This is a genomic window from Agarivorans sp. QJM3NY_25 (assembly GCF_050870875.2).
Taxonomy (GTDB): domain Bacteria; phylum Pseudomonadota; class Gammaproteobacteria; order Enterobacterales; family Celerinatantimonadaceae; genus Agarivorans.
In genome coordinates, this window is record NZ_CP194041.2 from 199511 (window position 1) to 225311 (window position 25801).

Here is a 25801-nt window from a genome sequence, read left to right on the forward strand (position 1 = left end):
TTATTAAGGGGCAGAATAATTGCCCCAGTTTCCCGCCGTATCTCTTCCTTAAAACTATCGATATAGAAGGTACTCGCTTAGTTTGGTTTGTCGATACCTTTGTTAAGCTTGTCTAGAGCATGTCTAAGGGAGTAAAAAAGTATTCGCTTTAGTCATTTTTATATTCTTAAGTTGAAGGCCAGATAGAACCTACCAAGATTTTTGTTTATTTTTTGTTGAAAAATTACTTCTACACCGACGAATCAACCTTTTTCATCTATTTGAGTTCGTGCAACTCATTGTATACTTGAATCTATTTTAAGAAACATGATATAAATCAAATTCAGATATTTTGTTAATGATAGGTTGCGTTTTATCGATCTATTCTATTGTTGTCTCTCGATTTATATTTTCAAAGCTTTAACTAAGTATTGCCATCATCATTGAGTAGGATGATCCAATGTCGGGCGTTAAAAGGGAGTTTTATGCGCATATCAAGTTTATCCTCAATTGCTGTAGCAGCATTATTTGGGCTATCTATTCCGGCCTTCGCGGCTAATGACACTTATGCCCTCGATAGTGGCCAGCTGCGTTTTGGTTCTGGTGCAGAAACATCGATCACTGCTTCTGGTGTACTAAAACAACCTTTTTATTACGACGATGCGAATAGCACATGGTACAAACTGACTTATTCGAGCTACCCTCTCAGCAGTGCGATTGGGTTTGGCGGGGATGGCTCCGAGATTTGGAATGTTAATGGCACTATTACTCAAGATCCTACTTTAAGTAATCAGACCATCGATAGCTCGGCCTTTACTTTGTATGATGGCGTAAAGGGTTATGGAACGCTTACCACAAGTGGTTCGCTTGCCATAGATGAGGCCAATTTGGGTTATCAGGCGAGTTTTACCGTCGAGCAAGACTCTCCCTATGTTTCGATTACCATTAGCTTGAGCAATTTGGGGACTAGCAACGTCGAAAATCTTCGTTTCTGGATGGGGACGCGAGATGATTATGTGGGGACCGATGATAGCCCCACCAAAACACGTGGTAATTTAGTGGATGGTGTATTCACGCCGATTTCTACGTCAGCGGAGCAAGCGCAAGGCTTACAAATTGAAAGTAATAGTGGCTCCAGCACTAGTGGGGTGTTGTTTTATGTAAATGCTGATAATGGTTATGTGATCCACAGCGTTAGTCGTGGTTTTGAAAGGGTTACCGCTCAAGATCCTCGTACTTCTGCCATTACCGCCACTGGTGACGACGCTTATGGTTTTTATTTACGGATGAAGGATCTTGCGCCCGGCGAGACGGACTCCTTTACTTGGTATTACGCCGCAGGTGATTCATCTGAACTGCAAGCTTTGGCTCAGACCATTTATGACGCGGCTCAGGGTAAAGATGTTGTTGAAAACGTGCCGGTGGCTTTCGAAGATGAAGACTTTGTTGATGCTCAAGGAAATGTTGTTTCTAAAATTCGTATCGCTTCATTGCCAGAACATGGTGAACTTACATTAAATGGAGCCACGATCAGTGAGGCGTTAGAGATTAATAGTGCCGATTATAATCTGATTAGCTATGCCCCCGATGAAGATTTTGTAGGGACCGACCAATTCACCTGGCAGGCCTGGAATAGTTCTAATTCAGCATACAGTTCGGATATTAGCACGGTGACATTTACTATTCTCAGCGATTCAGATGGTGATGGTTCGGCGGATGTGGCGGATGAAGATATTGATGGCGATGGTGTCCTTAATGAAGATGATGCTTTCCCCGAAGACCCGACCGAATCCGTCGATACCGATGGTGATGCTATTGGTAACAATGCCGACACCGACGATGATGGTGATGGCGTAGCCGATAGCACTGATGCCTTCCCGCTTGACGCAGCGGAATCCGTCGATACCGATGGCGATGGCACCGGTAACAATGCTGACACCGACGACGATGGCGATGGCGTGTTAGATGCGGATGATGCTTTCCCACTTGATGTTGGGGAATCAGTTGATACAGATGGTGATGGTACCGGTAACAATGCCGATACCGATGATGATGGCGATGGTGTGTTAGATGTTGATGATGCTTTCCCACTTGATGCTGCGGAATCTGTCGATACTGATGGTGATGGTACCGGTAACAATGCCGATACCGATGATGATGGCGATGGGGTTGCCGATACTGGTGATGCCTTTCCATTGGATGGTAGTGAAATTATTGATACTGATGGTGACGGCACCGGTAACAATGCCGACACCGATGATGATGGTGATGGCGTAGCCGATAGCACCGATGCTTTCCCACTTGATGCTGGGGAATCTACCGATACTGATGGTGATGGCATGGGTAATAATGCCGACACCGACGATGATAATGATGGCGTAGCCGATAGCACCGACGCCTTCCCCTTAGATGCTGCCGAAACCGTCGATACCGATGGCGATGGCATTGGTAACAATGCTGATACCGATGATGATGGTGATAGGGTCGCCGATGCCAGCGATGCCTTCCCCTTAGATGCTGCTGAAACCGTCGATACCGATGGTGATGGTATCGGCAACAATGCCGATACCGATGATGATAATGATAATGTGCTAGATGCAGATGATGCCTTCCCTCTTGATGCAGCGGAATCTGTCGATACCGATGGCGATGGTATCGGTAACAATGCCGACACCGATGATGATAATGATAATGTGCTAGATGCAGATGATGCCTTCCCGCTTGATGTATCAGAATCCGTCGATACCGATGGCGATGGTATTGGTAACAATGCTGATACCGATGATGATGGTGATGGCGTAGCCGATAGCACCGATGCCTTCCCACTTGACGCAGCGGAATCCGTCGATACCGATGGTGATGGTATCGGTAACAATGCCGACACGGATGATGATGGTGATGGGGTTGCCGATAGCACTGATGTCTTCCCGCTTGACGCTGCGGAGTCTGTCGATACCGATGGCGATGGTATTGGTAATAATGCCGACACCGACGATGATGGTGATGGGGTTGCCGATAGCACTGATGCTTTCCCACTTGATGCAGCCGAATCCGTCGATACTGATGGCGACGGTATTGGTAACAATGCTGATACTGATGATGATGGTGATGGCGTATTAGATGCTGATGATGTTTTCCCACTTGACGCTACGGAATCTGTCGATACCGATGGTGATGGCACCGGTAACAATGCCGACACCGACGATGATGGTGATGGCGTATTAGATGCGGACGATGCTTTCCCACTTGATGCTGGGGAATCTGTCGATACTGATGGCGACGGTACCGGTAATAATGCCGACACCGATGACGATGGCGATGGCATGAGTGATGAATGGGAGCTTGCTAATGGTCTTGATCCTCTCGATAGTGCTGATGCTGCTTTAGATTCTGATGGTGACGGTGAGAGTAACCTGGAAGAATTTACCAAGGGCAGTGATCCGCTCCGCGATACCGTGGCGCCTGTAATAACGCTTGATCCTGAACTTTGGTTTAATGCCACAGGCTTATTTACTCAGCTTGAATTGACTGCTGTTTCAGCCACCGATCATTTAGATGGTGAAATTGCAGTTGAGATGGTCGCCGGACAAACCTTACTGGAGCCAGGGGTACATACGTTGACTTATCGCGCCAGTGATGCGGCGGGTAATATCGCAGAAGTTAATCAAACTGTGAATGTGAGACCCTTGATAAACTTTACGAAGGACCAAACCATTTTTGAAGGGGATTCGGTAACGGTAGGCGTTGTGTTAAATGGCGAATCGCCGGTTTATCCACTCACGATTCCTTATGTTGTGTCTGGTACGGCGAGCAATGGATTGGATTATGTGCTAGAGGATGGCAACTTTGTTATTGAATCAGGCAAACAAGCGCAAATTAGCTTTGATAGTTTAAACGATTCGATTGCCGATGACGCCGAAACTATCGAACTAAGCTTGCTTGGTGATAGCGCTGAATTGAATATGGGAAATAGAACTTCCCACCTGGTGACAATTAGTGAAGAGAATATCGCGCCCGAAGCGAAATTTGCGATCCGTCAAAATGAGAAATTACGGGCAGTGATCGCACAAGATCAAGGCATGGTCAGCATTCAAGTACAGGTGAGTGATGCAAATGCAACGGATACTCATACTATGGTGTGGGATTTACCCGACAGCCTAACGGGACTAGCACCTGAGGGCGATACTTTGAGTGTTGATCCAAGTGACTTAGCCGCTGGTGTTTATACGATCGCGGTGGTGGTGACGGATTCAGGTTCGCCTTCGTTAAGTGACAGCGTGCAGACTAGCTTTACTGTCACTTCGATCCTGCCAGCCTTGTCGAATAGTGTCGATAGTGACCAAGATGGTTTGTCCGACTTTGAAGAGGGTTACCAGGATACAGACCAAGACGGTATTTATGATTACTTAGATAATCAAAATTTATCGTCTAATGTTGTCGGTCATCTCATTTCGGAAGGCAGTTATAACTTACTTGAATCAGATCCCGGAACCAGTTTACGGCTGGGTCAAGGTGCGCTGCAGGATGGTCGTGAAGGCACCTTAGTGGAAGAAAATGACATGTATAGTGATACTCAATCGCTTGACAGTGATGTGGTTACACATGTTGGAGGGATCTTTGATTTTGAAGTTCACAATATTCCTGAGCATGGGCAATCGGTGAATGTGGTGATCCCTCAGCGTGCTCAGATCCCCGAAAATGCGGTTTATCGTAAATGGTCTCCGGAGGGTGGCTGGCGTACTTATGTGGAAGATGCTAACAATCTGATTTCGTCAGCCCCAGGCTCAGAAGGTTATTGTCCACCCCCTGGAGATCCTGCGTTTGAAGTTGGCTTGGTGAGCGGGTATTGGTGTATACAGCTAACGATCGAAGATGGAGGTCCCAATGATGATGATGCGACAGCCAATGGAAGCATTGTCGATCCAAGTGGTATGGCGACTCGTCAGCCAATTACCGAAGGGGTGAGTGCTTCTGGTGGCGGCTCATTTGGTGGCGTGGCGGGTTTGCTATTGGTTGTGCTGGTGATGGTTCGCCGTCGTTTTTCGTAAGCAGTGATAAGGATATTTTTGAGAATGAAAAAACGATTCGTCTATGGATGTATTTTGGCGACCATCGCTTGGATGGGCTCGGTGCAAGCCGCCAGTTATGATGAGGGCAGTCCTTGGAAACTAACCCTTGGAGCAGGGCGGGTATTCAGTAATAGCGATGTGTCTGAGATAAACCGAGGCTTGAGTCAAGCAGGGCAAGATGTTCAGGTGTCTGATTTTGATGATAGTCGCTTAGGTTTGAGTGCTTGGTTGGCTTATCAATGGTCTGCTCACCATAGTGTGGAGCTTGGTTATGTCGACTTTGGTGACATTCAGGGGACTATCAGTGGTGACATGGTGGATCCAGATGAGCTACAAGCGGCACTGAATGACAATTTCCCACATTCTGCGAGAGGATTCGCGCTAACTTGGCGGCCATCTTACCGAGTGGTGAATAACATGTCGGTTTATGGTCGTGTTGGCCCTTATTTTTGGAAGACCAAGGTGAATGCAAGTAATGATTTAATCAATACCAGTCATTCAAGTGGCGTTGATGTCTTGCTTGGTGCGGGTGTTGAATGGAAAGTTGCACGGCGTTGGGCCGTTGGCATTGGTTGGGACCGCGGTTATTTTGGTTCCGACAATAATGATTTGATCTCCTTGAGTGTGAGTTTTCATTAGTAGGCTCTCTTGCGTCGCGTGAGCTTCAGCTGAGCAATTAGTTTGCCAAGCTCTGTGAATCAACCAGACAAGCCAAGCTTGTCTGGTTTTTTTATGGGGCTGCTGAGCTGCTGTTCGCTTTAATACCAATCTAACTAATGATCGCTTCATTCTTGTTCGCCTAGATCACCGCCTATCTTGAGTGCTTCCTTCGTCTTGTTATTTCAGACATTCGCGATGTTTTCACCGTTGTCACGCGCCGCTCCCACAAAAGTTTCCCTTCGCAGAGACAGCGATTGAGAAAATCTTGAGATTGTTTTTGTTATTTATGGACATCTATACATCCAGATCGGTAGAATTTTGAAATCTTAAAGACAGTTAAAGAGAAAAATTAATGTCGCAAACTAGCATCACCATCCTCGACGGCGGCATGGGCCGAGAATTAGCTAAACGTGGGGCGCCGTTTCGTCAGCCCGAATGGTCTGCTCTGGCGATGATTGAAGCGCCAGACATGGTGCAACAGGTACACCAGGCCTTTATCGAAGTCGGTTCGCAAGTTATTACCACCAATAGTTATGCTTTGGTGCCCTTTCATATTGGCGAGCAGCGTTTCATCGAACAAGGACTCGAGTTGGTACAGCGCTCAGGTGAGGTGGCTCGCCAAGCGGTAGAGCAGGCACGGTCGATTTGTAAGGTCGCGGGTTCTATTCCTCCTTTATTTGGCTCTTATCGAGCCGATTTATTCTGTGCAGAGCAGGTTGAGACGGTGGCGACCCCGTTAATTCGTGGCTTAGCGGAGTATGTGGATCTTTGGTTGCTGGAAACGCAGAGTCTGATTGAAGAAACCCAATCGGTGGCTCAACTTATTCAACAGCTTAGCGCCGAGCAAAAGCCTATTTGGGTATCTTTTACCCTGGAAGATGCAGAGCCGACCGCCGAACCTTGTCTGCGTTCCGGTGAAACGGTGCAGGCAGCGGTGAAAGCGATGTTTGGCTTAGGGATTGAAGCGATCTTATTCAATTGTTGTCAGCCCGAAATTATTGAAGCAGCCTTGCAGGTGGCCCAGGCCGAGTTAGCTGCCCATCCGGAGCAGAGCATTCGCTTAGGTGCTTACGCGAATGCCTTCCCGCCACAACCTAAAGACGCGACGGCGAATGACGGCTTAGATGAGTTGCGCGAAGATCTATCGCCTTCGGCTTATCTTGGCTGGGCGGAGAAGTGGCAAGCCCAGGGCGCTTCGCTGATTGGCGGATGTTGCGGCATTGGGCCGGAGCATATTGCGGCCCTGGCAGCACATTTTTCAGCGCCCACTTCTGCCTAGCGAGCAAACATCCCCATCACTCATGCTTTCTTCAGCTTTATCGGCTGAGGACCGCGTGGCTGATGGATAACTTGAATTAACTTAGCGACCAGTGATGCGCTGGCTAGTTCGCGAAGAACCACTCGCAGCATCTGTTGCCTACCCAGCCCCTTAATCATGGGCTGGGTACACTAATTTGAAAAAAGACTGGCGAGATCGGGGCGATGATCAGGCCGACTGGTCAGGTTGATATTGGCTTTGATGTGATCGATATGCTGCTGCATTAACTGCACTGCCAACGCTTCATCCTTAGCACGCATCGCCTGCACAATTTGCAAGTGTTCATCATCGCGGCAATTACTCATGCCGACCGCCCCAAACATACCAATAATTAACGAAGACTGAGTGACTAAATCTTTCACCAGACGCAGCATCACCGCATTATCTGCCACCTGAGCCAAGCTAATATGAAACTGCCCCGAAAGCGTGATGGCTTTGCGTCGATCGCCTGCGGCATGCGCCACAGATTCCTGTTCGAGGTGCTGGCTTAAGCGCTCAAGGTCGCCGAGCTGGGCTCGCTGGACAGCTAAACGCATGATACTGGGCTCGATGGCTAAACGGGCTTCGAATACATCTTGGGCCTGTTTTGTGGTTGGGCTGGCAACAAAGGCGCCCTTATTGGGTTGCAACACTACCAGCTGGCGATTGGCCAGGGTTAATAATGCCCGCCGTACTCGCATGCGCCCAACGCTAAAGGCCTTACACAGTTCAGACTCTGCCAATTTGGTGCCGGGCGCCAGACGCTGGTCGATTATGGCCTCATAAATGCGCTCTACAATCATTTCTTCTTCGGCGCTATCGGCGATTTTATTGTCATTCATGGATAATTGTTAACCTTCCTGGCGATTCAAGCGGTGCAACATTTTAAACCACGCTGCACTATTTTCATTCATATCTTACGACATTTCGCTGAATTAGCCTGCATTGTTTTGTTGCCCGAGATGAGGCAGGTTCGCGCGATGCCCAACAAAACGGGGCTGCTAGCGCTATTGCGTAAAAAATGAACGGCTTAACCAGTGCATGGCATAAGCCTTGCTTGTTAACGATGTGAAGCATGTATTGTTAACAATTTATTGTTTGTGGTTAACGATTTATGAGTTTCAAGGAAAACGAAACCGATCATTTTTTATTTGCTGTTCAGTGAGAAGCATAAATGTGTGCTTTAAAGGAGATCATCCAATGCAATATCGCAATTTTATAAAGTATGGCCTGTTAGCCAGTGCTATCAGTATGACTTGTTCTACCTTTGCTTTTGCCGCCAATCCGGTACTTAAAGTTGGCTTTGTTGGGGTAACCTCTGGTCCGGCGGCTGCCTGGGGGATTTCTAACCAACGTTCCATGGAGACACGCGCCGATTGGCTCAATGAAACCGGCGGCGTCACCATCGGTGATACGACCTACGATATCGAAATTGTTGCCTTCGATGATCAAAAAGATCCAAAACGCTCGATTGCCGGTATGGAGAAAATGGCGCAGGAAGGCATTCACTATGTGGTGGGACCAAACGTGGATGACGGCGCAGCAGCGGTTAGACCGGTGGCCGAGCAAAAGGGCATTATGTATTTTCCCTATGCCTTCCCCAAATCTTTATATACCAAACCGGCGTCAAATGCGGTCTTGGGCATGGTGGCAAACTATCAGTCGGGGCCTGCTATTTATACCTACCTGATGAAACAAAAGGGCGTAAAAAAGGTCGCCTTTGTGGCTGCCAATGAGTCCGATCCGCTGAGTCAAAGAAACGGTGGGGTTGCGGCGGCCAAAGCCCTGGGCCTGGATGTGGTCTCGAGCAACGTGACTTACCAGGTGGATACCACCGACTTTACCCCGGTGTTATTGCCAGTGATTAAATCTCGTCCAGACTTATTGGTATTATCGGGAGTCTCTCCGGCCAACGCACCGCAGTTGATCCGCTCGGCACGTGAGTTAGGTTACAGCGGCCTGATCTCCACCGAAACGGCGCAAGATGCCAACGTACTCCAAGAAGGTGCCGGCAAGCTGGCCGATGGCTTTATCTCGGTGGGGGGCGCATCGACACCTGAGTTGGCCTCTGATGCCATGCGTGAATTTGTCGCGCGCTACACCAAGAAATTTGGTGAATATAATGACGAGTCAAATACCAAAGTTTATGCCCTGGAGTACATTCTTGAAACGCTGAAAGCCAATCCTCGCGCGATTGACGATGTGGCGGCTTTTCAAACCACCATGGATACCTTTGAGGCGCCCAACCCTTATATGGTGGGTGATGCCAAGTTGAGTTATGTCGGCATGTCGTCTTTTGGTCAAAAGCGTCAAGTGTCGGTGCCGCTGGTGGTGAATGTCTATCGTGATGGCAAATTTGAGACCTTATTTGTCGCCAATGTCGACTAGTTGCTTGCTGGCAGCGCTTTAGGCTGCCGATGCCTGGTCGCTTGCAGGAGCGATCAGGCGCTTTATAAGTTTGCTTTGTGAAGGCTTGGTTATGGAACAGATTATTGTAAATGGTCTCTACCTTGGGGCGCAGTACGCACTGATTGCCTTAGGACTTACCCTAATTTTCTCGCTGATGAATGTACTCAATTTCGCCCACGGACAGATGTATGTATTAGGCGGATTTGTCACCTATACCATCGTGGTGCAATTTCAGTTGCCATTCATGGTGGGCTTGATCTTATCGGCGCTGACGCTGGCTGTGGTGGGAGCGCTGATCGAAAAATACTTATTTAGACCAGTGATTAAAAAATCCAAACGAGACGAGAGTTCGATGTTACTGGCGGCCGGTATTGCGTTTTTTCTGGATGCGGTGATCCTGCTGAGTTTTGGTGAGAAGCAGCGTGGCGTCCCGAAAATTGTAGAGGGTGTTTTCAACTGGGATTTTCGAGTGATTATGCCCTATGACCGGATTGTGATAGGCCTGATTGCCATCGCCATGATCGTGGTTTTCATTTTATTAATGCAGTATTCAAAGCCGGGGCGAGCCATGCGAGCGCTGGCTCAAGATAAGGTGGCCGCTCAGTTGATGGGGGTGGATGTGGACCGCTATCAGATGATTGGTTTTGCGCTGGGCGCCAGTCTTGCTGGTGTGGTGGGCGGCTTACTGGTGACCATTACCGGGATTAATCTTGGTATGGGCGGACCGGCGTCCATTAAAGCCTTCATGATGATCATGATTGGCGGAGCGGGGGTGATTTCGGGGGCGATAGCCGGCGGATTTATTCTTGGCATGTTAGAGAGTGTCGGCCTATCGGTGCTTTCGGAATATGGTGATATTGCCTACTTGGTGATATTTGTCTCTTTGATGGTCTTTTTAGCCATTCGCCCGCAGGGGCTGATGGGCAAACCTTGGGGCTAAGCAAATGAATAGAAAAACAGTATTGAACGTGGCGCTATTTCTGGCTGCGGTTTATTTATTGGTGCCCTTGCTAATCATGCTCAGTGGCCGCAGTGATTTTTATTACACGCTCACTTCGGTGGCACTGCTATCCATTGCCTCGGCCGGAGTATGGTTAACCTTCTCGATTGGTCGGATCAATATCGGCCAGGGCGCTTACGCACTGGCTGGGGGCTATGTTTCGGCGATCCTGGTGACACAGTTTGAGCTTAATTTCTGGCTCACCCTGCCGCTGGCGGGCATCTTTTGCGCGCTGCTGTCGGTATGCATTGGTTTGCCCATCTTAAGATTGCGTGGCGTCTATTTTGCTATGGTCACGCTGGTGTTGACTGAGGTGATGCGACTCACCGCCCTGGCGCTTCCGGTGACTCAGGGAGCGAAGGGGATTACTTCCATTCCGCTGCCTCAGGCGCTGGAGATCTTCGGATTCAGATTGATCCCCGATTTTTCCAGCCTGGAAAATCCCAAGCTGGCTTTTTATTTGATGGCTGTGAGCATGATGATCGTCGCTTATGGAGTGGTGTGGCGTTTGGTGAATTCTCGGTTGGGTCATCTGTGCCGTTCGCTCCAGCAAAACGAAGAGCTATCGGCCTCGATAGGAGTGAATACCGCCTACTTACGTGTGGTGACCTATGCCATCTCCTCTTGCTTTGGCGGGATCGCGGGTGCCAGTTTTGTGGCAATTTCGCAGTCGGTTTATCCTTCGTCATTCCAGGTCGCCGACAGCGTGAACTTCATGCTGAATTGTTTTTTGGGCGGCTTGGGTTATGTGTTTGGCCCGATGCTCGGCACCTTGATGCTGTATTTTGGCTGGGATCTGTTGTTTACCGCGGGTAAGTATCAAATGCTGATTTTCTCTAGCTTGTTGATTATTTTGATGTTGGCGCTGCCCAACGGCGTGCTGAGCCTGCTGGAACGAAATAAGGAGCGCTCATGACAGCCTTACTCGAATTGCGCGCTGTGACCAAGCGTTTTGGTGGTTTAACTGCGGTTAACAATATTAGCTTCTCGGTGGCGGAGGGCGAGATCCTATCGGTGATTGGCCCCAACGGCGCGGGGAAGTCGACCCTGTTCCAGCTGATCTCATCGTTCCTGAACACCAGTAGTGGCGAGGTCTTGTTCAGGGGGCAGCGAGTCAATAATCTCGCGCCGCATATTGTGGCGCGTAAGGGCATTGTGCGCACCTTTCAGGAAACCACGGTGTTTCGGTCAATGACGGTGCGCGAGAACATTATTGCCGCCCATCATCTGCGCTCTAAAGCTTCCTTGCTGGGGTTCTTTTTCGGCACTAGGGCAGCCCGTGCCGACGAGCGCTACTTCGGTGAATCGGCAGATAATCTTATCGAATTTCTGGAAATGCAGGCGATTGCGGATGAACTGGCCTCCAACCTGCCTCAGGGCCACCTTCGAGCGTTGGGCATGGCGATTGGCCTGGCCACCGATCCGGCGGTGTTATTGCTCGACGAACCTTTTGCAGGGATGAATCACGACGAAACCATGAAAATGGTGACGTTGGTGAAACGACTGCGAGATGAGCGCCAGGTGACGGTGTTGCTGGTCGAGCATGACATGCCAGCGGTGATGAAGATTTCAGATCGGCTGATTGTGATTAACTTTGGCCAGAAAATCGCTGAAGGCACCCCTTCTGAGATTCAAAATAACCCCAAAGTCATCGAGGCCTATTTGGGCTCTGAAGACGCCGCGATCGGGATGTAAACTATGAGCGAAATACTGCGTTTGGATAATGTAGAACTGTATTACGACCACGTATATGCCCTGAAGGGAGTCAGTTTGAATCTTCAGCAAGGGGAAACGGTGGCTTTAATTGGGGCCAATGGTGCCGGCAAGTCGTCGATTTTACGGGCGATTACCGGTTTATCTGCCATTCACTCAGGGTCGATTAATTATTGCGGGGAGCGCCTCGATGGCACTGCCGCCGCCGAGATCGTGAAAAAGGGCATTGCCATGGTACCGGAAGGGCGGCGGGTATTTCCGTTGATGTCGATTAAAGATAATTTGCTGATGGGCGCATTTACTCGCAGTGACAAGGCGGGCATCGCCGAGACGCTGGAGAGTGTTTTAGAGCGTTTTCCGCGCCTGCGCGAGCGCTATCATCAGCAGGCCAGTACCCTGTCTGGCGGCGAGCAGCAGATGATGGTGATCGGACGCGCCCTGATGGCGAAACCGAAGTTGTTATTACTCGACGAACCCAGCCTGGGGATTGCGCCGAAGCTGGTTCAGGACATTGCCCGCTCGATTGTTGCTATTTCCCGCGATCAGGAGGTAAGTGTGTTGCTGGTGGAGCAAAATAGTCGTATGGCGATGTCGATATCCAATCGCACCTACGCCTTATCAACCGGCTCGGTGGTATTGGAGGGCACTTCCCGAGAATTGATCCATGATCAGCGAGTGAAAGCCGCTTATCTGGGGGGCGAGGTGTAAACGCGATGCGAATTTTGCTAGTGAATCCAAATACCTCGGCGGCGATGACCGAAAAAATTGCCGCCTCTGCCCGACTGGTGGCCGCACCGGGCACCGATGTGCTAGCGGTGCATTCACTGCAGGGCCCTGCCTCCATCGAAGGTTACTACGATGAGGCGATGAGTGTGCCGGGGATGCTGGCGGCGATCCAAACGGTGGTGAATTATGACGCCATCGTGATTGCCTGTTTTGATGATACTGGCCTCGACGCCCTGCGTTGTGTTACCGATAAACCGGTGTTGGGGATCGGTGAGGCAGCCAGTCATGTGGCCTCGATGCTGGCCAATAAATTCTCGGTGGTGACGACTTTGGCGCGCTCGGTACCGGCACTGGAACATAACTTGTTGAAATATGGGATGGAACGAAAATGCGCTAAGGTTCGTTCTTCGGAAGTGGCGGTGCTGGAGCTGGAGCAAGCGAATCCCCAGGCTTTCGCCAAGATCTGTTCAGAGATAGAGCAAGCCATCGCGCAGGAGCGTGCCGAAGCCATCGTATTGGGTTGTGCCGGAATGACTGACTTGGCTGAAACGCTTGCCAATAAATATGGTTTACCAGTACTCGATGGGGTGTCCTGTGCGATTTCGCTATGTGAAAGTTTGGTGCGTTTAGGCGTGAAAACCTCACGTTTGGGTGGTTATGCGGCGGCAGTGGACAAGTGTTAAGCTTGCCAGCGAGCCTTTAAGCCAAGTGACAAGGTTTATCTTCGCAATAAAAAAGGCCCCGAGAGGGGCCTTTTTCTATTTTTCTATACTTGGTTGCTGAGCATTACTCGTTAATGTGGGCAATCACAGAATTAGCGGTGTATTCCAGGGTGACAGAGTGCCCGGCTAAGCTTGCCGTGGCGTATTCACCTTTCAGGCCTTTGGCAGCGTTGATGAGGGTAAAGCTGTCTCCTGCTTTAAGCGCTTGTTGGCCGGCTTCAAGCTGGATGTTGCCTTGATTAACATAAGCGACACCCGCAATCTTGATTTGCTCGGCATCGGCGTCGAGTACCAGTTTAAGCACCCCCGATTTTTGAGTAAAGTCACCGTCAATTTCCAGCGCGCCACGGCTATCTACCTGAACTTCACCACTGCTGAGGTAGAGGTCGCCCTGACCAAAGGCTGTTGGTGATTGCGCTGTTAATACTCCGCCAAGTAACAAAGTTCCGCCGCTATAGCTGTTATTGCCGCTTAGGTTGAGTTGGCCTGTACCATCTTTGCTGAGCATGCCTTCGCCACTGATGTCGTTGCGCCACCAGTCTTGCGCGGCGAAACCACCTTCGCTGCGAACCATGGTGACATGCACATCGCCATCAAAGGCACCATAACCATCGGCGGCAGCAACCAGGTTGATACGTCCCCAGCCATTGGTTTTATCCAACATTGGGTAGCCTGAATCGACTTCGGTGCTGGCGAGTACTGCGCGGCGTTGTGCATCACTCAAGTAAGGTTGGCGGGTGGCCAACAAGGCTTCGGCGCCTTCGGGAACGATGGGTGCCAGTCCTTTGGTGCCGGTTTGCGGTAGGCCATAGGTGAGGCGGAAGGTGTAGGCGTCTTTTAGGGCCTGATGATCGCGGTAGCGGTTGTTGTTAAATACATTCACGTTGAGGGTACCGTCATCGTTTTTGAAGCTTCCTTCGTTGGTGACGGTTTGATTTGCATAGTCATAAAGGCTCATGCTGGCAGCGGTGGCTTTGCCGCCGAAGTAGTCTCGTGTTTTGTTAAAGGCTGCCGCGGCAACATCTGGTTGAGTATTTAAGGCAAAGCTTGCGATCATCATCGCTTGTACTCGTCCACCAATCACATCAATCGGAGAGTGCATACCAGCTAAGATGCGGTTTTCACCCAAGTCCGAGCCACGGGCAACCAGCGCATCAAAACGCTCGGGCAAGGCGTAGGCATAGGCCAAAGAGGCCAGAATACCGGCATTCGTGTGACCACTGGGGTAGCCGTTATCTTTACGACGGTTTTCGGTGGTAGGGGTATATAAAGAGTCGGCTTCATGGCTGCTCGAGTGGGCACGACGGGCACAGAACAGGCCTGGGATCACCTTGACACTGGTAGTGTATTTGTCAATTCGGTAATCGGCGTTGGCACGGCTGGCACTGCTGCCATCAATACAGCTAAAGGTTTCCACGGTGATGAAGTCCGTTTCTCCTTGGTCATTCATGCGCCAGGGACGCGGCGTGCCAAATAGGTATTTAGGGCCGCTGGTGGACGCGTAAGAATTTCTAAACAGTTGGGCGAGCTTGACCACATCGCCTAAGGTTGAGTCGGCAAGTCCACCATAGGTGGAAAAGCTATCGTTGTCGCCAGGCTTGTAACGAGTATTGTCGGTGACATCGCTGACTAAGATCTCTTGAAAACTGGCAAAAGCACCTGAGTTTGCCGCGTAGTCTTCGGTGAGTGGGCCAAAACCATCGATAGTGCTGTAGTTTTTACTGCGAATATCATCTAAGAATGCATAGAGCGTTTGTTGTTCGGTACGCTGAGCAGTAACATCCACTACATATTTGATGTTGGCTTGCCAGGTGGCCGGGTCTTTAATTTCGCTACCCGCGGCTACATAATCACTCGGCTGACCATTGGCTGCATTGTGCGGATTGGGGCCATCACCGGCTTTGTAACCATTGTCTGCATCGGTGTAATCTTTAGCATATTCCTGCCAATGATCGGTGGTTCCTTTCCATACATCGTTAATCCCACTCAATAAGGTATTGATCGGATTGCTGCTGAGGGTGAAACGGCCATTGCCATCGCTGCGTGGAATATAGGCAACACTGGGGAGTGGATCGCTTACATCGGGGATAGCCACATATTGTTCGAAACCCACACCTCGAGGCTGAGCTGGTTCGGTGATGGTTACTGCTGTGTCGCTGTCATTATTACAGGCGGAGAGTAAACTCACAGCAAGTGCGATAGTGCTGAGCTTAAAGAGCGGTTTGTTACTACTGCTGAACTTCATGTGTTGGTTATCCATTTGGTCGATTAATTACGTCGCGATGCTAATGGATATATATTTCACTTTTATTTAATTTATGTTTCAGTTATTACGTGAAAGATTAGTAGCTTATGGGGTACTGAGGGTGAATTTGACTCCTCTCTGAGTTCGTTGGCTAGTCATGGTTTGGTTGATCACGGTGCAATACTCAAGTCGTGGTAGTCTATAAATAAAATATCACGAACCAAGATGGTTTTTCAGAGGCCTGAGCAATGAAGGAATTTTTGCTACAACGCTTTGTGCAAATCGATTGGAGTTGCAATCAAGGGCAGTTGTTTGCCATGTTACTCTTAGCGCTATGGTTATGGGCTATATGGCCAGCCAAGGCCATTGAGGCCTTGCTCAAGGATGGTAATAAGCAAACCAAGTTATTGCTCGTGCTGACGGCGATGAATGGATTGTGGTTACTCGACGGGAGTGTGACTGAGGGGATCCATGTTCATTTTCTGGGCTTAGTCACCCTAATGTTGATGTATGGTTGGCGAATGGCCACGGTGATGGCGATGTTGCCTACGATGTTTTTCGCCACATTGATGTTAAAACAGCCCTTCGATTTTGCTATTTATGGCTTGTTGGTGGTCGCCTTACCGACTTTTTTATGTTTTGCCGTGTATAGTCAGGTATTTAAGTATTTACCCCATCACTTGTTCGTTTATATTTTTTGTGGGGCATTTTTGAATGCCTTTTTGTCGATCATCTTTCATATTCTGGCATGGTCGGTTTGGCTGTGGTTGAGTAAAGACTACAGCTGGGATTTCTTGAACCAGAACTACTTGTTAATTATTCCATTATTGGGTTTCCCTGAAGCCTTACTGAATGGCATGGCGGTGACGTTGATGGTGGTCTACTGTCCGCATTGGTTATATGACTATTCTGACAACACCTACTTTGAACGTTAATAAGTGACACTCAAATCAAAGCGAATCGTTCGGTATTGCTCCCAATTTAATAAGGACTCTGTGCGCGAGCAGTAATCATTGGCATTGATAAAATAGAGATATCCAATCACTCTCGGTAAAATGGCCGTCGGTAGCTATTATTTATCAATCCGGTAACTTCACAATTAAAAGTATGGTGTTTACATCGGTTTATCTGGAAAATAAGCTTATTCATCCCGCAGGTATTACCAGCAATAATCACGATACCATTTTCATCACGAACTCTATCTAAAAAGTATAAATATCTTGTTCTTCGATTAAGAAATAATTTTTTATTGAGTTACAAATTAAATTTGTTGATTTTAAAATGAGGATTATTTTTAACAAAATAGTTTCAATAGCATTTGACACTTAAGTTGGATATTTTGTTTGTTGCGGATTGATTATTCTTCGGTTTTTTTTGGTGCGCTTGGTCTATGTTGATGGACTCTGCCTAATAAGCGAGTGAGCTGTTATTGTAAATAAATAGGCAGAGTTCTAAGGAAGCGACAGTTGATCTTGAAGACAAATGGAGCATTTAGTTTGTGATTTTGCACGATTAAACCCGCACGATTGCAGCAAAACATCGCGGATCTGCTATATATAAAATAGCAACTCAATCGTTAGTTTAGGTTATTAGCATAAAATGGCTAGATAGAGAGTCCTCATATGAACAATAAAGTTTTATCGGCAATTGCCCTTTCTCTGATGATCTTGCTGAGCCCTTTGGTTGTCGCCAAGCAGATAAACGTCAAAAAAGTTGAGGGTGATAAGGAGCTATTAATCTTTAGCATATTAAAACTTGCGCTAAGTAAATCTTCACCGGAGCTCAGTTTTAATCAAGCCAATGAAGAGATGACCGAAAGTCGGTTAATTAATGAAGTGATCGCTGGCAATATTGATGTAATTTGGGGCGGGGCCTCTACGGCCAATGAAGAACAGATGCGGGTGGTACGTATTCCAGTATTGAAGGGTTTACTCGGACATCGGATTTTTATTATTCGTAATGGCGACCAGCATCGCTTTGATAACATTAAAAACTTAAGTGATTTAAAACAATTAAAAGCTGGTCAAGGCACCTTCTGGGGGGATACTCAGGTGCTTAAAACCGCCAATATCCCTACCGTTACCACCATCAAATATAATAATTTGTTCCCAATGCTTGAAGGGGGGCGCTATGACTATTTCCCGCGAGCCGTGCATGAACCTTGGAGTGAGGTGAAAGGCCATCAAGAGCTTAACTTAACGGTAGAAAAAAATTTGATGCTGATCTATCCCTTCGCGATGTATTTCTATGTAGGCAAAAACAACCAGCAATTACATGATTTGATTTATAAAGGTTTTGAAATGGCAATCGAGGATGGCAGCTTCGATACGCTATTTTTTAACCATCCAATGATCAAAGCGGTGCTCGAACAAGCGAACTTAGGTCCGCGGATCCGGATCCATATCGACAATCCTTACATGCACCAAGACACGCCAACGGATCGTCCTGAGTTTTGGCTTGATATTAATAAATTATAGGAAGGTAAGTGATGAAATCAATTACTCATAAGTCGATGCTGATGCTCTCAAGCACCTCGCTTGTGGTGATGCTTATTGTCTTTTCAGTGAGTTATTCCCTCGCAATCAATTATTTTGAGCGAGTCGAAGCGCAAGAGATCTCTGGACTGAAAAAGACCTTCAGTATTGTTCTGCGTGAGCCGATTTTCTCTTATGATAAAGATCTTATTCGGGATATTTCCGCAGGTTTTATTGATGATCCAATTATTCATTCGATCACTGCTTTTGACCATCGTGGTAAGTTATTGGCCGAAGTGACCGAAAGTGGCCCCACTCCCGATAGCTCGGCACTGGTGAGCCAAGATGTCGAGGTAGTTTGGAGTGGTAACGATCCGATCGGTAAGCTGGCAGTGACCTTTAGAACCGATAGCAATGATGCCTTGCTTAACATGGTCAAATTTACTTTTGTGGCGATTGCGGTTGTCTTGTTAATTACTTTACAAGCCACCAGTTGGTTTACGTTGTCTAAATTTGTGGTTGGTCCGATTAAGGTGGTCGCGGATGCCTTAGCCACCATCGCGGCGGGGGGCGGAGATTTAACCAAAAGATTGGAAGTGAAACGCGATGACGAAGTAGGACAGCTAGCCACAAACTTTAATCATTTTATTGAGCAGTTGCAGGGCTTGATTGGCAATGTGGTCGATAATGCCACGGAACTGGCTACCACCTCTTCTGGCATCAAAGATTCTGCCAGTAATAACCTAGCCGCCATTCAGCGCCAATTATCTGAAACAGAACAAGCTGCAACGGCTTTGAATGAGATGTCATCAGCGACTAATGAAGTCGCCAAAAGTGCCAACAAAACCGCCGAACATACGCGAAGTTGTTCGGAATTGGCAAAAAAAGGCGACCAAATGGTGCTAAATACTGCTTCGCAAATTAACCAACTGAATGATGAAATGACCGCAACTGCCGATAAAATTACTCATGTGAGTACTCAAAGTGACACCATTGGTTCGGTGCTCGACGTGATTAAGGGCATTGCAGAGCAAACCAATCTATTAGCGCTTAATGCGGCGATTGAAGCAGCCCGTGCGGGCGAGCAAGGTCGGGGGTTCGCGGTGGTCGCCGACGAGGTTCGTAATCTCGCACAACGTACTCAGGAATCTACCATCGAAATAGAACGGATTATTGAAGAGTTACAAGCAGCCTCTTCTAACGCAAGCGGTTCAATGCTATCCAGTCAAGAGGCGCTTCAATCAACCATTGAAGAGTCACAACTGGCGAACCAAACTCTAGAAGAGATACTCGAGAATATTAATCAAATTAATGATATGAACTTGCAAATAGCTGCCGCATCGGATGAGCAAAATATGGTTGCTTCTGATGTGAGTCGCAACGTAACTGAAATATTTTCCTTGTCTAATGAAATTACCTCTAATGCAGAAAATGTGCAGTTAGCCAGTGAGCAACTGAATGATCTTAGCAATAGCATTAAAAAATTATTGGCGAATTTCCACGTTTAAATAGTTTACTTCACGGCCTCTGGATCCAGAGGCCGCTTATTTCAGCGGCTAGGCTTAGCGACAGTGGTACTCATTTTTGCGATGTGTCTGGATTGTGACATTGACCTTCAATTGTGGGTATGACAAACGACAAAGCTCGCTTGCCAAGGGCTAAATGGCGGGCTACCCCCTGATTCCTCTAGGCATACTTCTTGATAACGCTCTTTAACTATGACAACACACGAGCGTCGCATCAATGGATAATAAACTGGATTGGTCAGCTTTTGCAGAGCAAGGCATGGGTGATGCCTATGCTGGAATCCCTAAGCAGGGTGGCGACTTTGCTAAAGCGGTGGCGGTTTGCATTGGCAGCGGTCATTGTGAGCGTAATCAACGTGGTGTGATGTGTCCTAGTTTTCGGATCACTCAGGATCCAGAGCAGTCTCCTGGAGGGAGAGTTCGGCTACTTAAGCAATATTTGAATCGTGATCTGGCTTGTGAACCAGAGCCTCAGTTAATGGCCGCTTTAGATCAATCGATGGATAGTTGCGTGGCGTGTAAGGGCTGCAAGCGCGAGTGTGAGAGTAACCTCGACATGGCACAAATCAAGGCCGAATATCTGGCTCAAAAGTTGGTGCAACAGCCGTTGTCGCGGCGCGATTGGTTATTTGCGCATCTGCCCCAGTTGCTCTATCGGCATCGGTGGTTGGGAAAGTTGATTGGTTTGCGTAATCGGGCTGCTTATCTTGCGAAACTTAGCGATCATTGGCTGGGTATTAGCGCGCGTATCGCCTTGCCTGAGCTGGCGACTCGACGCTTTGCTCCAGAAAAACGAGTTTACTATCCCTATCAGTCATTGAGCGACCGACCTCCGCGTTCGGTGGTGTTATGGATTGACCCTTTTACTGCATTATTTCACCCCAAACAGGCTGATGACGCTTTGCACGTATTGCGTAGCGCCGGTTATGTGGTGTGGCTGGTTCATCCGGAGTCGCAAGCCGATAGGGTTTTGGATTCGGGTCGAACTTTGTTCAGTAAAGGCTTGATTGATAGCGCTCGTCAACAGGCCAGCTACTTGCTGGAAGCACTGGCGGTCCATGTGCATTTTGAGCGCCCGATTATTGGTTTAGAGCCCTCATCGCTACTGATGTTACGGGATGAATTCTTAACACTTGGTTTGGGGGAGGCGGCTGAAAAAACCGCTAAAAAAGCGCTGCTTTTTGAAGAGTTTTTAGCTCGCGAAAGTCAGATGGCTGATTTCGCCTTAAAGCTGGTTGCTGAACCGCAATCAAAGCCGCTGCTGGTGCATGGTCACTGTCATCAAAAGGCGGTCGGCGCTATGAAATCGATGCGTCGAGTATTGCGCTTAGTCGCAGGCCTACAGTTTAAGATGATCGATTCCACTTGCTGCGGTATGGCAGGTACCTTTGGCTTAGAGTCGGAACACATCGATCAGGCTCATGCCATGGCTGCGCAAGGTCTGCTTCCTGCACTGGCCCAGCAAACCGAGGCGACGATTATCAGTAATGGCTTTGGCTGTGCTTATCAAATAGAACAACTCAGTGGACGTAAACCACTGCATTTGGCCAGCTTCTTAGCGAGTCTAATTAAAAGGCCTCGCTGAGGTTTGGCCATTGCATAATAGAGAGTGCTGTTTGTATTAAATTTTCGCTGGAGACAAAAATAGTTAATTGAAGTCTGAGGTATAGCATTTGGTTCGTTAAGCAAATGGGGTGTAACCAAACGTAAATCGCTTTGAGCGGATGGCTGGTGATTGATTATTTAGCGCTGCCATGGTTCAACTCGATGACACATGGCCAGCTTTACCTCAATAAATAACATAGGGCTGAAAAAGCACTCAAGCGAAACCCGCCCCTCGGTGAGGATTGGCTGCCATAGTGCTACTTCCAACTATTGCTTTTTGGGTTTACTTTTTAACATTTCAAGAATGTTTTTCTTGGCCGCGCCTTTAATCGCTTCGTTTTCTTGGATCTGTTGGCAAGCGGCTTTTGTCCCTGAAGCCGGGTTACAATCGGCATATGCAGTTGAGCTGCCACAACAAATGGTAAATACGCACAAAATTAAAGATATTTTTTTCATTGATAGACTCCATTAGTGAATATTGTTTAAGGCGGTCATTGCTTCTTCTTGGGTTTCAAAGTATTGCTGTAATTGGTCGATATACCAGATTTCCGAGCCTTGTGTATTGTCGCCGGAATCCAATATTTGAATGTCCCATTGCTGCTTATTTGGCAAATAGTAATGAACGATGAATTTATTCGATTCTTCGATGACTAAGGTCGGGAGGCTGGGGTTTGATGCATTGAGGGTAAAGTTGTAGGTACCGGTTTGCTTAATTTGGGTTTTAATATTCTCGCTATCAGAACCATTGTATAAGGTTTTTTCCTGAGCGAGTTGCAGCGTATGATTTCCGGTAGGCTGAGTTCCAATGTTGACCGCTGCGCTCCAATTGTTGTCGGAAACTTTAAACTCGTAATTTCCCTGTTTTAGGAATAACAGACCACGGTAAATAAGGTCTCCTCCGTAATTTAAGGGAATGGTTGTCTCCCAAGCATTCATGCTGCCGCGAACAAAAACCTTTTTGTTAAGGGGACCATAATCAATACTTTTATTTTGTTGTGTCATCACGGCAATCGTAGGACCACCATTTTGGTAGTTAAATCGGATGCTGTAATTGGCTGCGGCCGGAATATCCAGTACTAAAGACTGGAAATTATTAATTGGCGTTCGAACATTTGGCTTCAGTTGGATTGCGCTCGAGTGCTCGGAGGATAATGGATTTGAATGTTCGCCCATCTGATACAAGCCTGGTTTTAATGTGGAGAAGTTTAATTGGTAGAAGTTGTCCCCCATATAGCGAAGACTCTTGGCGCCTTGATCATGCCAAAGATCACTGTATAGCTGAATTGTCTGCCCGAATGGTCCTGGATCAGGCAGTAGTAAATGGAACTTAATGTCATCATAGGCAAAGTAGTAAAAGTTATATAACTGGCGCTTATCTATTGAACTAAATATATTCTCCGATACTTCTGAATTCGATAAACCTTGTTCTGCGAAAGGAAGTCCTACGTTCATTTTGGTCCAACTCTGGTCGGCAAATTTGAATTCTATGGTTCCTTTATCAAGCATTTTGCTCACCGAATACTGTCCATTGCCTTGGTTTATCATTTCATCGGCTAAACCCCATCCGTTCATGGACCCCCTTAGGAAGAAAGTTAAGTCAGTAAACTGGCTTGTAGGATCCGCTGAAAACTTGAGGCTTTGCGGCTTATTGTTGCTCGTTTGTTTGTGCTGAGAAATGTCGCCATTATTGTCGATGAAGAGCGTCGCCTTAAGACTGCCGTCAGGATCCTCTGTCGAATACTGAAGTAATTGTGAACGATTAATAAAGATTGGCCGATCGAACCTGAATTGATGATGGTTGCGAGTGGCAGGGAACAAGCCGATAGTTTTGACGTTGTCATGCCAAACGTAGTGGGCCCCCTGCTTTGCATTAGCCTTTTCGGTCGCGAGTTGTCCATGATCATCAATGATAAACAGTGAGTCACGTGCATTGCCGTTTTGGTAGTACAGAGTAATTGGAGAAGGTAAGCGACTATCAACCAGATTGGATGTGCTCACTTCTATTTCTCGGTTGTTGAGTTCGGCGATCGCTTTGAATGTGACTTGAGCACCGTTGTTGGTATGCGATGCATCCCAGAACAAGCGATAAGGTGGTGCGGTATCAGTGCCGATAAAATGAAACCCATCACCGGTATTTACATAAAAACGAACGGCACTGCTTTGTAGGGGGGTGGTGAGGCCATCCAGGCTGACTTTGAGCTGAACTTGACCACTGAGAACTTTAGTTTTAATAGGGGTGTCAAACTTTACTGTTGCGGTGTTGGGGGCCGAAGGGACGGTTTGCTCGGCCTTATATACGGCGAAGCTGAGCCCTGGTAGATGTAAGTTCAGTTTCCCGTTCTGGTCTGGCTTCATGGCTTCATTCAGCTTGCTATTTGTCAGTAGTAATTGGTAACTGGGACGGCTTACTGGCAGTGAGACTTGTTTCTCTGTTGTGGCGGAATTAAATACGATGAGATAATCGATACTCTCTTGTTTTAACACTCGAGAGAAGGCGTAAATACCGGGACCATCACTATCGTGATACAAGGGATACATTGCTCCACGTCGTAGCGCGGGTTCATTTTTATATAACTGGGCGTACGCTCGAATACTTTTAAATAGCGGATGGTTATAATCAAAGTTTGAGTCTGCGGCGGTCTTGTTGGTGCCAAGTAGTGGGGTTGTGGCATAGCTTTGAGTCTTGGTTTTGAACATATCGACACGTGACTCTTTATCAGGCCCTGTGCCAACAAAACCCTGTTCATCGCCGTAATATAGGGTTGGTATCCCTCGAGCAAAAAACATAAAGGCATTGGCGACTTCTACTCGCTTGAGTTGCTCTTGCGCTGAGATGCCCTTGTTTTCTAAGCCAACAAAATATGCAAATCGGCCAATGTCGTGGTTTCCAATGAAATTCGCCAAGGTATTGGTTTGGGTATTTGGCGTGATATAGAAGTCATCATTCAAAAATAGTGAGTCAAGTTGTTCCGGCGATTCATGCTTTGAAAACACACTGCGAATGGTACCTTGGATACCAAAATCGAGTAAAGAGGGGAAATGCCCGGCTTTTAAATACTTGCTACGACCCGCTGCACTGTAATCAAAAGCTTCGCCAAAAATAAAAAAGTTGGGTTTACCCAGTTGTTTGGCGTATGACTGGATCTCATTATTCCAGGTTTGCCAAAATTCGATTTCGATATTTTTAACCGTATCGACTCGAAATCCATCGATATTGAAGTTCTTCATCCAAAACTTTGTGATATCAATCAGTCCGTTGATCACTTCTGGTTTGCTGGTATTTAAGTCATCGCCACCATTGAAATCCCCAAGCAGAGCGCTTTCACCAGCGTGATTAGTATCACCATAGTTGTGGTAATTACTGATATCGTTTAGCCAGGCTGGGTGTTTGATAGATTTGTATGGCTCAGGTAGAAAGGGGGTATAAGGGTGGGCGGAATCTGGCCCGCGATATGTGCAGTCGTAATAATTTACTTGTGTATTGCCATGGTTTATTACAAAAGGCGGATTTGCAAATGCTCCTTGTTCATCATGACATTCTCGAAACTTGATGGCATCAAACGTATGGTTGAGTACCAGGTCTAGATATATTTTAATCCCTCTTGCGTGAGCATTTTCAATCAGTGATTTGAGCTCGGCATTCGTACCTAAATGAGGGTCTACATTGAGATAGTCTTCGACCCAATAGCCGTGATAGGAGGCTGATTCAACTAAGTCTGAGTTAACTCTGATAGTGTGGTTTTTGAACACAGGACTCAACCACAGCGCAGTAACGCCTAAATTTTCTAGATAATCTAAATGCTCACTCAGTCCTTGGAGGTCACCGCCATGGTAGTAGTCTTCGTTGCTTGGATCAAAACCATGTTCGCTGCGAGAACCTTTAATATAAGCGTTATCGTTATCTGGATTTCCATTTGCAAAGCGGTCTAGTAGAACAAAGTAGATAAACTCATCTTCAGGCGATCTATTGGGGTCCGAAATATCTTTATAGATATTATTGTTTGCAATAGATAATGGGCTCATAAAAATTAGCAGCGCTATGCTTGCAAAATATCCTATTTTCATTGTTTCTTATCTATCCCTGTCGTCGATCTCAAATCCATTTTCACCAGTATTTAATATATAAATATATAACTAGAGGTGTGATTCTTTCTTAGTGATATTCATATTATATGAGTATCACTAATGTATTTATTTGGTTTATGTTACTGGTGACGGATTCTAAGTTAACTTTGATTTAGTGTCTACGTCATTATTAATAATAAAGTCAGGAAATCGTTTTCATGTTTATTTTGTACTTTGATAAAGCGTTTTCAACGCTATTTTATTTTTTATTCTTGTGTATTTATTAATTTCATCTGTAATAAGTTTGTTAT

The 25801-nt window shown here is 47.2% G+C and carries 17 protein-coding genes; 13 read left to right on the forward strand and 4 right to left on the reverse strand.

The window, feature by feature from the left end; genetic code table 11:
• The first annotated feature begins 464 nt into the window (after positions 1-464).
• The 3 genes from ACRRSW_RS00895 (at position 465) to ACRRSW_RS00905 (ending at position 6987) form a co-directional block, all read left to right on the forward strand.
• Positions 465-5027 (forward strand): thrombospondin type 3 repeat-containing protein, encoded by a 4563-nt coding sequence (locus ACRRSW_RS00895; RefSeq protein WP_432460641.1) that lies wholly within the window; start codon positions 465-467, stop codon positions 5025-5027.
• A 24-nt stretch (positions 5028-5051) separates the two neighbouring features.
• Entirely contained in the window at positions 5052-5687 is a 636-nt protein-coding gene (locus ACRRSW_RS00900; RefSeq protein ID WP_432460642.1) for an outer membrane beta-barrel protein, read from the forward strand.
• Positions 5688-6060: 373 nt separating this feature from the next.
• On the forward strand, positions 6061-6987 hold the full coding sequence (locus tag ACRRSW_RS00905) for a homocysteine S-methyltransferase family protein (RefSeq protein ID WP_432460643.1): 927 nt from the start codon (positions 6061-6063) through the stop codon (positions 6985-6987).
• 170 nt (positions 6988-7157) lie between these two features.
• Here ACRRSW_RS00905 and ACRRSW_RS00910 read toward each other — a convergent pair whose 3' ends face one another.
• Complete coding sequence (locus ACRRSW_RS00910; protein ID WP_432460644.1) at positions 7158-7847, reverse strand: GntR family transcriptional regulator; 690 nt, start codon at positions 7845-7847, stop codon at positions 7158-7160.
• Between the two features lie 358 nt (positions 7848-8205).
• Between ACRRSW_RS00910 and ACRRSW_RS00915 the strand changes: the two genes are divergently transcribed.
• The 6 genes from ACRRSW_RS00915 to ACRRSW_RS00940 all read left to right on the forward strand — a co-directional run bounded on the left by ACRRSW_RS00915 (position 8206) and on the right by ACRRSW_RS00940 (position 13536).
• Complete coding sequence (locus ACRRSW_RS00915) at positions 8206-9393, forward strand: ABC transporter substrate-binding protein (protein ID WP_432460645.1); 1188 nt, start codon at positions 8206-8208, stop codon at positions 9391-9393.
• Positions 9394-9484: 91 nt separating this feature from the next.
• Positions 9485-10354 carry a branched-chain amino acid ABC transporter permease gene (locus tag ACRRSW_RS00920; protein ID WP_432460646.1) on the forward strand — a complete coding sequence of 290 codons (870 nt, stop codon included), beginning with the start codon at positions 9485-9487 and terminating at the stop codon, positions 10352-10354.
• A gap of 4 nt (positions 10355-10358) precedes the next feature.
• On the forward strand, positions 10359-11330 hold the full coding sequence (locus ACRRSW_RS00925; protein ID WP_432460647.1) for a branched-chain amino acid ABC transporter permease: 972 nt from the start codon (positions 10359-10361) through the stop codon (positions 11328-11330).
• Positions 11327-12109: an ABC transporter ATP-binding protein gene (locus ACRRSW_RS00930; protein ID WP_432460648.1), complete on the forward strand. Its 783-nt coding sequence runs from the start codon at positions 11327-11329 to the stop codon at positions 12107-12109. Before ACRRSW_RS00925 ends, ACRRSW_RS00930 begins: the two co-directional genes overlap by 4 nt.
• A 3-nt stretch (positions 12110-12112) precedes the next feature.
• Positions 12113-12835, forward strand: a complete 723-nt coding sequence (locus ACRRSW_RS00935; protein ID WP_432460649.1) for an ABC transporter ATP-binding protein — start codon at positions 12113-12115, stop codon at positions 12833-12835.
• A 5-nt stretch (positions 12836-12840) separates the two neighbouring features.
• Positions 12841-13536: an aspartate/glutamate racemase family protein gene (locus ACRRSW_RS00940; protein WP_432460650.1), complete on the forward strand. Its 696-nt coding sequence runs from the start codon at positions 12841-12843 to the stop codon at positions 13534-13536.
• A gap of 103 nt (positions 13537-13639) precedes the next feature.
• Here the strand turns inward: ACRRSW_RS00940 and ACRRSW_RS00945 are convergent, their stop codons facing one another.
• Positions 13640-15820 carry a phosphatase PAP2 family protein gene (locus ACRRSW_RS00945; RefSeq protein WP_432460651.1) on the reverse strand — a complete coding sequence of 727 codons (2181 nt, stop codon included), beginning with the start codon at positions 15818-15820 and terminating at the stop codon, positions 13640-13642.
• Between the two features lie 248 nt (positions 15821-16068).
• Here ACRRSW_RS00945 and ACRRSW_RS00950 point away from each other — a divergent pair, with 248 nt between their 5' ends.
• The 4 genes from ACRRSW_RS00950 (at position 16069) to ACRRSW_RS00965 (ending at position 21405) form a co-directional block, all read left to right on the forward strand.
• Positions 16069-16755, forward strand: a complete 687-nt coding sequence (locus ACRRSW_RS00950) for a hypothetical protein (RefSeq protein ID WP_432455066.1) — start codon at positions 16069-16071, stop codon at positions 16753-16755.
• A 687-nt stretch (positions 16756-17442) separates the two neighbouring features.
• Positions 17443-18297: a substrate-binding periplasmic protein gene (locus ACRRSW_RS00955; protein WP_432455065.1), complete on the forward strand. Its 855-nt coding sequence runs from the start codon at positions 17443-17445 to the stop codon at positions 18295-18297.
• 11 nt (positions 18298-18308) lie between these two features.
• Positions 18309-19802 (forward strand): methyl-accepting chemotaxis protein, encoded by a 1494-nt coding sequence (locus ACRRSW_RS00960; protein WP_432456117.1) that lies wholly within the window; start codon positions 18309-18311, stop codon positions 19800-19802.
• Positions 19803-20037: 235 nt separating this feature from the next.
• Positions 20038-21405, forward strand: coding sequence for a (Fe-S)-binding protein (locus ACRRSW_RS00965; protein WP_432460652.1), 1368 nt, complete (start codon positions 20038-20040; stop codon positions 21403-21405).
• 287 nt (positions 21406-21692) lie between these two features.
• On the opposite strand, the gene ACRRSW_RS00970 is transcribed toward ACRRSW_RS00965, so the two are convergent.
• Both ACRRSW_RS00970 and ACRRSW_RS00975 read right to left on the reverse strand, forming a co-directional pair.
• Entirely contained in the window at positions 21693-21881 is a 189-nt protein-coding gene (locus ACRRSW_RS00970; protein WP_432460653.1) for a hypothetical protein, read from the reverse strand.
• Positions 21882-21893: 12 nt separating this feature from the next.
• Positions 21894-25448 carry an alpha-amylase family glycosyl hydrolase gene (locus ACRRSW_RS00975; RefSeq protein WP_432460654.1) on the reverse strand — a complete coding sequence of 1185 codons (3555 nt, stop codon included), beginning with the start codon at positions 25446-25448 and terminating at the stop codon, positions 21894-21896.
• Positions 25449-25801: the final 353 nt, after the last annotated feature.

Coding starts and splice junctions, on each gene's coding strand:
- ACRRSW_RS00895 (WP_432460641.1), top strand. CDS start 465: ATGCGCATATCAAGTTTATCCTCAATTGCTGTAGCAGCATTATTTGGG.
- ACRRSW_RS00900 (WP_432460642.1), top strand. CDS start 5,052: ATGAAAAAACGATTCGTCTATGGATGTATTTTGGCGACCATCGCTTGG.
- ACRRSW_RS00905 (WP_432460643.1), top strand. CDS start 6,061: ATGTCGCAAACTAGCATCACCATCCTCGACGGCGGCATGGGCCGAGAA.
- ACRRSW_RS00910 (WP_432460644.1), bottom strand. CDS start 7,847: ATGAATGACAATAAAATCGCCGATAGCGCCGAAGAAGAAATGATTGTA.
- ACRRSW_RS00915 (WP_432460645.1), top strand. CDS start 8,206: ATGCAATATCGCAATTTTATAAAGTATGGCCTGTTAGCCAGTGCTATC.
- ACRRSW_RS00920 (WP_432460646.1), top strand. CDS start 9,485: ATGGAACAGATTATTGTAAATGGTCTCTACCTTGGGGCGCAGTACGCA.
- ACRRSW_RS00925 (WP_432460647.1), top strand. CDS start 10,359: ATGAATAGAAAAACAGTATTGAACGTGGCGCTATTTCTGGCTGCGGTT.
- ACRRSW_RS00930 (WP_432460648.1), top strand. CDS start 11,327: ATGACAGCCTTACTCGAATTGCGCGCTGTGACCAAGCGTTTTGGTGGT.
- ACRRSW_RS00935 (WP_432460649.1), top strand. CDS start 12,113: ATGAGCGAAATACTGCGTTTGGATAATGTAGAACTGTATTACGACCAC.
- ACRRSW_RS00940 (WP_432460650.1), top strand. CDS start 12,841: ATGCGAATTTTGCTAGTGAATCCAAATACCTCGGCGGCGATGACCGAA.
- ACRRSW_RS00945 (WP_432460651.1), bottom strand. CDS start 15,820: ATGAAGTTCAGCAGTAGTAACAAACCGCTCTTTAAGCTCAGCACTATC.
- ACRRSW_RS00950 (WP_432455066.1), top strand. CDS start 16,069: ATGAAGGAATTTTTGCTACAACGCTTTGTGCAAATCGATTGGAGTTGC.
- ACRRSW_RS00955 (WP_432455065.1), top strand. CDS start 17,443: ATGAACAATAAAGTTTTATCGGCAATTGCCCTTTCTCTGATGATCTTG.
- ACRRSW_RS00960 (WP_432456117.1), top strand. CDS start 18,309: ATGAAATCAATTACTCATAAGTCGATGCTGATGCTCTCAAGCACCTCG.
- ACRRSW_RS00965 (WP_432460652.1), top strand. CDS start 20,038: ATGGATAATAAACTGGATTGGTCAGCTTTTGCAGAGCAAGGCATGGGT.
- ACRRSW_RS00970 (WP_432460653.1), bottom strand. CDS start 21,881: ATGAAAAAAATATCTTTAATTTTGTGCGTATTTACCATTTGTTGTGGC.
- ACRRSW_RS00975 (WP_432460654.1), bottom strand. CDS start 25,448: ATGAGCCCATTATCTATTGCAAACAATAATATCTATAAAGATATTTCG.